This is a genomic window from Candidatus Methylomirabilota bacterium, from assembly GCA_035315345.1.
Lineage (GTDB): Bacteria > Methylomirabilota > Methylomirabilia > Rokubacteriales > CSP1-6 > CAMLFJ01.
The window spans coordinates 19,121-28,901 of sequence record DATFYA010000055.1; the positions used below are offsets into that span (position 1 = coordinate 19,121).

Genomic DNA, 9,781 nt, shown 5'->3' on the forward strand with positions numbered 1-9,781 from the left:
GTCCAGCACGCGGCCGGACCCGGATCTCGGGAATGGTGCATCTGGATGGCAACTGATTTCGCGGGGATGCAGGCGGACCGGCGGCCGATCGCGATTCCACCGACGACTCGCCCATGAGCGGAGCGGCACAACCCCGATTGTGCGCTGGCACAAGGGAATGGTGCACCGTCAGGCCGGGACGCTAGGCGGGGTCCTTGGTCGAGTCTTCGGACGCTTTCGGACGAAGCGTCGTCTCGCCGCGGGCGTGGCTCATTCCAGCCGCAAGAAGCCTCGCCAGGCCGACCCTGTCCGCCTACCTAGTAGGCTCCCTCTTGACTTCAGCTGGGGCAGCCAAGCTCTCCGGTCGCTCGTGCGGGTCCGTGAGCCTATCGCAAGAGCAAGACCGACGACGAACCCGAAGCCCACCGCGGCGGTCAGCGCGGTCATCGGCTCCCTCCGAGTATAGGTAATGACTTCATCCCGTCGCTCCTGAATACCAGTGCCGACCGCGGCCGCAGCCTTCTTGAGGATGGCCTGGACAGCTTCGCTACCCTTCGCGACCTCCGCGCCGACTGTCGTCCCGACCTCCGAGTTGGCATGGGTGATGTCAGTCGGACCAGATTCCGACGCCGTCCCGACTCGATGTCCCACATCGACGAACTTTCGTTCCATCGCTGTCTCCTTCCGCGTTTGCCGACGCTCCACTCGGACGAGGCACAGGAGCCGCAAGTGACGTGCCACGCAAGCGACTAACGGGATCCGGCACGCCAGAGCGGCATATCAGGGAGACACGGTCTCTGGGATCCGGGCTCTTCGGGCTCTCTCTGACATCTCGTCTCTGCGCTGGCCGTGACGCTGTGCCACCACGGCGGCCGTGGGCCTACGCGGCGTTACTTGGCAACGGCGGTCTTGAGGAGCGCAGCAGCGCAGCCCTCTGCTACGGCTCGATTGGGATCCGCCTGCCCTGGAAACGTTGCCCACCCGGCCTTCATCACGAATTCCGTCTGGTCATAGGACGACGTGATGGCCGTGAGCTCGCCGAGCTTTCCGCGGGCACCATCGGCCTTCTCTCCCGCGACACATATCGGCACGAGCGCACCGGTGACCGCGGCATCGGCCTGCCTCGCCGCCACCTGCTGGGCTGTGCTGTTCGTGGTCCATCCTCCCCACCCGAATCCTAGGATCATGGTGAGAACGCTGCCGACTACAGCGCCCCAGACCCCCGCCTTGAGCGACACGGTTTGCAGTTGCATCGAACGCCTCCTGGCACTCCGGAGAATATTTCAGTTGAGCTGCAACTGTAGAACGCCGCGGGCAGCCTGGATAGTGGACCAAAGTCCAGTCCGACCTGTTTCAATGGTCGTGGGATCCGTGCGAGTCACCGCATGCCCCACCAGCGGACCTCTCGATCCCGTTCAGAATCCGCAAGCACCGGCCGCCCGTCGACGCTTCACCGGCCCGTCGCCTGGACGCGCGGATTCAACGCGCCCGGCAGCCGCTCGTCTGCTTGGGGCGTCCAGGTCCCCGCCGCATACTCCCTTAATCCCCTCAGGAGCACCTGGCGTAGCGTGGTCCCTTCTCTCGCAGCACGGATCCGCGCCGCTTGCTGCACCTCGATGGGTACGCCGCGCAGCAAGTAGATCCCCGTGGTCGCCAGCCGCGCAAGTACGCGAGTCGGCGTGGGCCGTGGTCCTGTCTGCCCATCAGGCTCGGCGGCGAGTCCAGAAACGGCTCCCGCCGCACCACGCGAGGGGCGGCCAAGCTCGGCCAGCCGAAGCCGTGCCTTGCGCTCCCGGGCACCGGGCTCACGCGGCCAACCGAGCCGTTGCACGACGATCGCACTGGTTGCCAGGACGAACCCGATGACGAACGTGACGACCATCCCGGCTGGAAAAGCGGCCATAGCCAGGAGTACGCCGCCCCCGATGAGGCTCGCACCAATGCCGAGGGCCATGTCGACGATCAATCCGTACCCTCGCCGGTGCATCAAGTTTTCGGACAGCCAGCCGGCACTGAGGCTGGCAAGAATCCACATCGGACCCACATGTACGATCTGTTCATTCATCGTCCCCGTCCCTCCCTGCGCTGGGCCGGCCTCGCTGATTGGCCGGGCCGCAGAGCCACCCTATGACCAGCAGGCTCACAACTACGGCCAGAATGCTCAGAACGCCGTCCAAAGCCTGGCCGTTGTCGGGAGGCCTTGCTCGCTCGCGGGCTCTCGGGATCGCGGATGATAGCTGACCGACGAGGCCTGTGGAGCGGAGCAAATCATTTTTTACCAAAGCCCGGCTCGGGACGATCGGCGAGGCCGACCTGCCGGATCTTGTACAGCATCGCCTTGTAGCTGATCTTGAGGAGCCGCGCGGCTTCCGCCCGGTTCCAGCGCACTTTCTCGAGCACTTCCTTGATCACCGCCTTCTCGGCCGCCCTGGCCGCGTGCCGGGCGATGTCCTTCAGCCCCATCTCCGTCACGGGCGTCGAGGGCGCCTGGTGTAACGGTGCTGCGGCCGGCACGGCGCCCTCCGGCTGTTGGGTACAAGGTTTCTCGCTCCGGAACGCGAGCTCCTGCGCGATCAGTGCCTCGGTCTGGAGCACCACGGCGCGCTTGATCATGTTCTCGAGCTCCCGGACGTTGCCAGGCCAGGCGTAGTCCTGGAGCAATCGGATGGTTCCCGCCGAGATCTTCAAGGCGTCCCGGTTGTACTGTCGGCAGAAGCGGCTCATGAAGTACTCCACGAGGACCGGAATCTCCTCCCGGCGCTCTCGGAGTGGCGGCATGGAGATGGCCACCACGTTGAGCCGGTAATACAGGTCCTCGCGGAACAGCCCGGTCGTCATTATCGAAGCCAGATCCTTGTTGGTGGCCGCGATCAGTCGAGCGTCCGAGGTGATGACCTCGCTGCCTCCGACCCGAAAGAACTGGCAATCCTGAAGGACGTGGAGCAGCTTGGCCTGTAGCCCCAGCGGCATCTCCCCGATCTCGTCGAGAAGGAAGGTGCCTCGATGGGCAAGCTCGAACTTACCCGGCTTTCGACGATGGGCTCCAGTAAAGGCGCCCTTTTCGTGGCCGAACAGCTCGGACTCGAGCAGGTCCCCCGGCAACGACGCGCAGTTGATCTTCATGAATGGCTTGTCTTGTCGGTCGGAAATGGAGTGGATGGCCCGCGCCACCATCTCCTTGCCAGTGCCACTCTCACCCTGAAGCAGGATCGTGGCGTTCGTGTCGGCCGCGCGCCGGACGACATCTCCGACCGCCCGCATCCGCTCGCTGTTCTGGAACAGTAAATCAAGGTCCACCGCCGCCCGGCGGCCGCCCGAGCCGTTCCCACCCTGTGCCGCGACAAGGTTGTACATGCAGTTCACGTATGCCGACGGTTCAACTCGAGGTACGTGCAAGCTTGACAGGCGCGCCGACAATCTTGACGAGTCTGACCGCCGCGAGGCAACGAACCACCACCCACGACGGATCGAACTCAAACCGTCGCATGCTGAACTTCGGTGCGCGCGGGTGTGCATGATGATTGTTGTGGAGACTCTCTCCGCCCGTCACCCAGGCGAGTACCCGGGAGTTATAGGCCGTGTTGCCAAAGTTTTGAGCCCCTCGCCAGTGCCCGAGGCCGTTGATCAGCGGGGCCAGCACGAAAACATATAGGATTGCGTGCGTCAGCCCGGCCATCAGGCCGACCCACATCCCGAACACCGAGCACAGCAGCGCGATGCCGAGCGCGAGGCCCGTCAGTCCCCGGGAGAAGACCACCCGATCCAGCCAGTCCTCTGCGATGTCGGGCGCAAACGTTCGGATAGTCTCCGGGTTGCGGGCTTCCCGCATGTAGTAGTAGACGTTCCAGAACTGGACATGCCAGAACCCCAGCAGCTGAGGGCTGTGAGGGTCTCCCTCCCGGTCCGTGAAGGTGTGATGCTTGCGATGCACGGCGACCCACTCACGCCGGCTCTGGCCGGTGGTGAGCCAGAGTACAGCCCGGCAGCACGCGTCCGTGACCCGATCCAGGCGTAGCGCGCGATGCGCGAGCCCGCGGTGCAGATAGACGGATGTGGCGATGACGGCGATCTGGGTCAGCGTGAAGGCGATCAGCGGGACGATCCACCAGTGATATGGCACCGTATCCTCCGTGCAGCGATCCATTGGCCGCCTTTCGAGAGGCGGCGTTCCGAGACCGGCGCGCCCGGCGCACTCGCTCCGACCAGAGCCGCGACGATGCTCACCAGTTCCGAGCGTCCACCGACTTCGCCGCACGCAGCCTCCGGATCAGCGCGTAGCCATCCTCGTCGGCCATCTTGATATCCGAGAGCACGACATCGGGCCGCTCTCGTTCCAGGGCTTCGAGCGCTTCCGCCACCCCGCCGGCGGCGGTCACCGCCGCGCCACACTCCACGAGACGCCGGCTGATGACCTCGCGCACGAGCCCGTGGTCTTCCACGACCAGCACACGCACCCCGTCCAGCGGGGAATCATGCACGACCTGGTGTCCCCATGGTCACCTCCGCCGCGCCAGACTCGGCCCAGTCGCCCATAGCCAGCTTCGCGCATCTCCCCTTCATGGATACGCCGCTCGTCCCGCGGAATCTGTCCAGACTTGAACAACGCGATCTGTATCGAATTGGACACTAAGCGGATGCGCGTCCTCGGCGTCGGTGTATTCGTCCAGGGGCTCGTGCTGCACACGATGACGCGCGGGCGGGTCCGCCCTCTCCCCTCTGGGGGAGCGACAACTAGGGCCGCGGCCTGCCGAGGCCCTGGGGCTCGTCGCTCGAGAGCTCCGACGCGCTGCGGGGCGGCACCGCGGAGCTGACAACGTCCGCCATCGACGCGGCCCGGTGCGCCAGCCAATGCTGATAACCGACTGACAGAACGGCGACGGCCGGAATCGCCAGGAAGATGCCAGCCACACCCCCAAGCTCGGCGCCGCAGAGAATCGCCAGGATCACCGCCAGCGGATGCAGCCGCACTCCGTGCCCGATGAGTCGCGGATAGACGACGTAGTCCTGCGCGAGCCGCAGTACACCCAAGAAGAGCAAGACCAGAAATGCGAGCGCGAGCGAGTGGAAGCTCGCTACCAGCACGGCAATGCCGGCGATCACGAGCGGTCCCACCAGCGGAATGAACTCCAGGAGGCCGGCTAACAGGCCGAGCACGAGAGCATACGGTACGTTGATGAGGATGAATCCAATCGTACAGACGACCCCGACCAGCAGACAGGCCAGCAACTGGGCCCGAACGTAAGCAGCGAGCACGCGGTTCACGTCACGAAGCAGGTCGTCGACCCGCCAGCGCAGACGACCCCGCGGTACCATCAGCAGCGCCCCGCGACGGAAGCTATCCGCATCCTTCAGGAGGAAGAAGGCCAGGATCGGCACGAGGACGAGCCACGGCAGGAATCCAAGCAGGGCGACCAGACCCGCCAGGGCGGTGCTCGTTTGCTGCCCGGCTGCCGTCATCGTGCGCGCCGGCACGCTGTCAAGCGCCTCGCGGACGGCCGCCGGAAATCGCTCAGGCTTGATCACTCTGCTCCACCCCTGCACACGCTCGCGGACATGAGCGAAATAGGCCGGTGCCTGTTGCGCGAACTGCGCCGTCTGGCTACCGAGTCGGGGCAGCAAGAGGTAGAGGGCGCCGCCGAGGGAGCCGAACAGCATAAGATACACAATCACAATCGCCAGTCCCCGAGGCACCTCCCGCGTGCGGCCGCGCACCGGTATGCGACGACGACAGAGGTCGACAAGTGGACTCACCAGGTACGCGAAGAAGACCGCCAGCACCACCAGCAGAAGGACGCCCTTGAGGGCGTGGAGCAGCCAGAGGACGAGCGCGACACCGAGCACGATGAAGATCACGCGCAGAATCGATCGCGCGGGCGGCGAGCTCGCGGGAGCTGCTGTCGCGCGCCCGGTATCCGTATCCGGATCAGCGTGCCTCAGAATTCGTTCCCGGTCAGCCAACGTTGGTTTACTCACTCGAGCCGTCAGTACTCTGCTCAGAGTCATCAGCGTGAAGGCCCCTGCCCCAAGTCCGACGGACGAAAGACTTCCGGGCGCCTTGCCGGCGCGCCGATCTCGTCACCCGATCGCGATTCATTCGTAGTCCCGTAAGATTCGCACCGAGGTGGCCATGATGACGATCACGATCACCACAATGGGAACAATGCCGAAGATCGAACACAATACGGCCCGTGCCGTTGCCGGCAAGGGCCGCACCGTCAGCCCCGACCCGCCGGGCTAGAAGTCCCCGTGTGGCATCGGCGGGGCTACCGCGGACTTCTCCTCGGGCAGATCGGTGATGAGCGCCTCCGTGGTCAGCAGGAGCGACGCCACCGATGCCGCGTTCTCCAGCGCCACCCGCTCCACCTTGGTGGGGTCGATGATACCGGCCTGGATCATGTCCACGAACTCGAGCGACTCCGCATCGAAGCCGCGGGTCACCACCTTCTCCGCCTTGACCTTCTCCACGACCACGCTGCCCTCGAGCCCCGCATTCTCCACGATCTGGCGAATGGGCTCCTCGAGCGCGCGCTTGACGATCATGGCGCCGACCTTCTCGTCGCCTTCCAGCTTCACCCCGTCGATCGACGTCGAGGCGCGCAGCAGCGCCACCCCGCCGCCCGCTACGATGCCTTCCTCCACGGCCGCGCGCGTCGCGTTGAGCGCGTCCTCCACGCGGGCCTTCTTCTCCTTCATGGCCGTCTCGGTCGCGGCCCCCACCTTGATGACCGCGACGCCGCCGGCCAGCTTGGCCAGCCGCTCCTGCAGCTTCTCCCGATCGTAGTCCGAGGTGGTCTCCTCGATCTGGGCCCGGATCTGCTTGATGCGCCCCTCGATGACCGCGGTCTTGCCGGCCCCATCGATGATCGTGGTGTTGTCCTTGTCGATGACTACCTTTTTCGCCTTGCCCAAGTCCTCCAGCTTGATGTTCTCGAGCTTGATGCCGAGGTCCTCGGTGATGGCCTTGCCGCCGGTCAGAGTCGCGATGTCTTCCAGCATGGCCTTGCGGCGATCGCCGAAGCCCGGCGCCTTCACCGCAGCGCAGTGCAGCGTGCCACGCAGCTTGTTCACCACCAGGGTGGCCAGGGCCTCCCCCTCCACGTCCTCGGCGACGATCAGGAACGGCTTGCCCACGCGAGCCACCTGCTCCAGTAGCGGCAGCATGTCCTTCATCACGCTCAGCTTCTTCTCATAGATCAGGATCAGCGCATCCTCGAGCACAACCTCCATGCGCTCGGGGTCGGTGACGAAGTACGGCGAGAGATACCCGCGGTCGAACTGCATGCCCTCGACCACGTCCAGCGCGGTCTCGGCGGACTTGGACTCCTCGACCGTGATGACCCCGTCCTTGCCCACCTTCTCCATGGCCTCGGCGACCAGGTCGCCGATGGTCTTGTCGTTGTTGGAGGCGATGGAGGCGACCTGGGCGATCTCCTTCTTGTCCTTCGTGGACTTCGACATCTTCTTCAGCTCAGCGACGACGACCTCGACCGCCTTGTCGATACCCCGCTTGAGCCCCATGGGGTTGGCCCCGGCCGTGACGTTCTTCAGCCCGTCGCGGACGATCGCCTGCGCCAGCACGGTCGCCGTCGTCGTCCCGTCCCCGGCGATGTCGGAGGTCTTGGAGGCCACCTCCTTGATCATCTGGGCTCCCATGTCCTCATAGTTGTCCTTGAGCTCGATCTCCTTCGCGACCGTCACCCCGTCCTTGGTGATGGTCGGGCTTCCGAACTTCTTGTCGATGACCACATTGCGCCCCTTGGGGCCCATCGTGGCCTTCACGGCCGACGCCATGATGTTGACGCCGCGGAGCAGGGCGGCCCGCCCCTCGTCACTGAACAGGAGCTGCTTCGGCATTTGGTTCTCCTCCTCGATCGTTCGATGAAATGGACCGGCCCTCGGGGTCCGGTCGGGTTGGTGCCGTGCGGCCCCGCCTACCCGATGATCGCGAGCACGTCCTCTTCCTTCATGATCAGGTACTCCTGGTCGTCGACCTTCACCTCGGAGCCCGAGTACTTGCCGAAGAGGATCTTGTCGCCGGCCTTCACGTCCAGCGGGATCTTCTTGCCGTCTTCGTTCACCCTCCCGTTGCCCACCGCGATGACCTTGCCCTCTTGCGGCTTCTCCTTCGCGGTATCCGGAATGATGATGCCACCCTTCTTGACTTCCTTCTCCTCCTCGCGCTCGACGAGGATGCGATCATGTAACGGACGAATCTTCATGGTGAACTTGCCTCCCGATGGTAAGGGGTGGAACTTGGTGGCTGATCCCGATCAGCGGGGTGCCTCGTCACCGCAACGTTGGCGCCAACGATCTGGCGGTCTCAGATCAACAGACCTTGCAGTACCGCGTGGGATTGACCCCACACGGTACCTGCCGAGTCCTGTCCCACAGGCTTTGGGACCGCCGAGGCGCCGGCCGGACGGCGCCGGCACGGCCCAGCCCCGGCCGCTCCCGATCAGGCCTACTTAGCCGCAGCGGTCTTGAGGACGGCGGATGCGCAGGCCTCTGCCACCGCTCGGTTGGGGTCCGCTTGCCCCGGGAACGTCGCCCATCCGGTTTTCATCACGAATTCTGTCTGTTCCCAGGGTGACGTGAAGGCCGTGAGCTCGCCGAGCTTCTTGACGCGCGCAACATCGGCCTTCTCCCCTGCAAGACAGATCGGGACCAACGCCGCGGTGACCGCGGCATCAGTCTGCTTCATCGCCACTTGGTTGGCAGTGCTGCCCGTCATCCAGCCTCCCCAACTGAACCCCAGGATCATCGTGAGAATGCTACCGACTACAACACCCCAGATCCCTGGTTTGAGCCACGCGCGTTGCACTTGCATGAGCCGCCTCCTGGTGGTTCGCAGAATGTGTGAGAACGACTCTGAGTGTAGAGGGGCGCTCTCGGGCCTGGGTAGTGGACTTAAGTCCCCTACCCTGTCGCAACCCTCCGCGCCATCGCCACTCGTGCAGGAGACCGCATGACACCGTCGCGCACGGACATGACGCCCCAGCTCCCGCCCCGTCATTCCCCCGACCTGGACGGTGGGGGAGACGCTGGCCCACATCGCCCAGGTCGGCCGTCGGAAGCCGGTGTACGCGATCTACGTGCTCGACCCCGACGACCATCACCTCATCCACGTCGTGTCCCTGCGGGATCTTGTGGTCACGGATTCGACCACGAGGATCATGGACATCGGCGAGCACCGCGGACTCCTCAAGGTGACGCCGATGACCGATCGAGAAGACGTCGCCCGACTCCTGTCCAAGTACAATCTCCTGGCGGTGCCCGTCGTGGATGAGCACGGCCATCTCCTGGGGACGATCACGGTCGACGACGTGATCGACGCGGTCGTAAAGGAGCAAACGGAGGCGCCGGGTGGCTCTGCGCGCTCTTCCTCGGCGAGATGCTCACCGCAACCGCCATGCAGCATTTCGAGTCGGAGCTCAGTCAGGCGATCGTGCTCGGTCTCTGATCACACTGATGGCCAGGACGAGCCCGACGCCGAACATGGTTACCATGCCGGCGGGAAGACCGCCAAGAGCCAGCAGGACGCCACCCCCGACGAGGTTCGCACCGACGCCAATGCCCATATCGACGAGTGCACTCAGGACGCCGTCCACGGCTTAGCCCGGGTCTCCGTGCCCACGTCACTCACGGGGACGCAGATTCGGAGACACCTCCAAGCCTGACGGGTTTGCCTGCAATCTCAACCGGTCGGGCCGCTGCGAGCCAACGGATCACGACCCACTTGTGACGTCGGCCATAGCATCCGTCCCCAAGAACTCGGAGTTCCCCTGGGCACGTGACGGATCCT

11 protein-coding genes are annotated in these 9,781 nt (G+C 64.9%); 1 reads left to right on the plus strand and 10 read right to left on the minus strand.

The window, feature by feature from the left end:
* Positions 1-249: 249 nt before the first annotated feature.
* The 10 genes from VKN16_06515 to VKN16_06560 form a co-directional block, all read right to left on the minus strand.
* The gene (locus VKN16_06515) at positions 250-651 is read right to left on the minus strand and encodes a hypothetical protein (GenBank protein HME93852.1); all 402 of its coding nucleotides are present in this window, start codon (positions 649-651) and stop codon (positions 250-252) included.
* A gap of 218 nt (positions 652-869) precedes the next feature.
* Positions 870-1,232: a hypothetical protein gene (locus VKN16_06520; GenBank protein ID HME93853.1), complete on the minus strand. Its 363-nt coding sequence runs from the start codon at positions 1,230-1,232 to the stop codon at positions 870-872.
* A gap of 197 nt (positions 1,233-1,429) precedes the next feature.
* Positions 1,430-2,044 carry a hypothetical protein gene (locus tag VKN16_06525; protein HME93854.1) on the minus strand — a complete coding sequence of 205 codons (615 nt, stop codon included), beginning with the start codon at positions 2,042-2,044 and terminating at the stop codon, positions 1,430-1,432.
* A gap of 203 nt (positions 2,045-2,247) precedes the next feature.
* Positions 2,248-3,333: a sigma-54 dependent transcriptional regulator gene (locus tag VKN16_06530; GenBank protein ID HME93855.1), complete on the minus strand. Its 1,086-nt coding sequence runs from the start codon at positions 3,331-3,333 to the stop codon at positions 2,248-2,250.
* A 22-nt stretch (positions 3,334-3,355) separates the two neighbouring features.
* Entirely contained in the window at positions 3,356-4,099 is a 744-nt protein-coding gene (locus tag VKN16_06535; GenBank protein ID HME93856.1) for a fatty acid desaturase, read from the minus strand.
* 100 nt (positions 4,100-4,199) lie between these two features.
* A complete protein-coding gene (locus tag VKN16_06540) occupies positions 4,200-4,457 on the minus strand; it encodes a response regulator (protein HME93857.1) in 258 nt (85 codons plus the stop codon).
* Positions 4,458-4,710: 253 nt separating this feature from the next.
* Positions 4,711-5,832 carry an AI-2E family transporter gene (locus VKN16_06545; GenBank protein ID HME93858.1) on the minus strand — a complete coding sequence of 374 codons (1,122 nt, stop codon included), beginning with the start codon at positions 5,830-5,832 and terminating at the stop codon, positions 4,711-4,713.
* Between the two features lie 381 nt (positions 5,833-6,213).
* Positions 6,214-7,833 (minus strand): chaperonin GroEL, encoded by a 1,620-nt coding sequence (groL, locus tag VKN16_06550; protein HME93859.1) that lies wholly within the window; start codon positions 7,831-7,833, stop codon positions 6,214-6,216.
* 77 nt (positions 7,834-7,910) lie between these two features.
* Positions 7,911-8,198 carry a co-chaperone GroES gene (gene groES, locus VKN16_06555; protein ID HME93860.1) on the minus strand — a complete coding sequence of 96 codons (288 nt, stop codon included), beginning with the start codon at positions 8,196-8,198 and terminating at the stop codon, positions 7,911-7,913.
* Between the two features lie 242 nt (positions 8,199-8,440).
* Positions 8,441-8,806, minus strand: a complete 366-nt coding sequence (locus VKN16_06560; GenBank protein HME93861.1) for a hypothetical protein — start codon at positions 8,804-8,806, stop codon at positions 8,441-8,443.
* Between the two features lie 202 nt (positions 8,807-9,008).
* Here VKN16_06560 and VKN16_06565 point away from each other — a divergent pair, with 202 nt between their 5' ends.
* Complete coding sequence (locus tag VKN16_06565; protein HME93862.1) at positions 9,009-9,656, plus strand: CBS domain-containing protein; 648 nt, start codon at positions 9,009-9,011, stop codon at positions 9,654-9,656.
* Positions 9,657-9,781: the final 125 nt, after the last annotated feature.